General features: G+C 58.9%; 1 protein-coding gene. It reads left to right on the top strand.

The window, feature by feature from the left end:
* The coding region (locus NF543_RS25305) for a hypothetical protein (RefSeq protein WP_257957590.1) at positions 1-499 on the top strand (499 nt) is incomplete at both ends.

The raw sequence follows: 499 nt of genomic DNA, 5'->3' as shown, positions 1-499 counted from the left end.
CCTCGGTGAACTGATGCCGGGCACTTATACCTACAGCGTAGGTGTTAGCGGAGACGGTGTGTGCGAGACTACTGAGGGCGACCGCAAGACGGTTACCTTCACGATCAACCCATCGGCTACGCCGGAAGATATCGCGGACGTACTGGTCAACGGAGTCGATCCCGTCGATCCATTGTGCCTGATGCCTGGCGAGGAAGTCGTATTGACGGCCACGCTGAGCGCGACCAGCACGATCGAAAACGAGGTGTTCCACTGGTACGACACGAACGGCGACATGGTTGCCGGCGGTGCAAACGGTACCTTGAACCTCGGTGAACTGATGCCGGGCACTTATACCTACAGCGTGGGTGTTAGCGGAGACGGTGTTTGCGAGAGCGCCGAGGGCGACCGCAAGACGGTTACCTTCACGATCAACGATGCCGCTACCGAAGCCGACATCGCGGAAGTACTGGTTAACGGAGTCGATCCCGTCGATCCATTGTGCCTGATGCCTGGCGAG

The organism is Parapedobacter tibetensis (assembly GCF_024704835.1).
GTDB lineage: Bacteria > Bacteroidota > Bacteroidia > Sphingobacteriales > Sphingobacteriaceae > Parapedobacter > Parapedobacter tibetensis.
The sequence above is the reverse complement of the archived record's forward strand: the minus strand, read 5'-3'. Positions and strand labels throughout refer to the sequence as shown.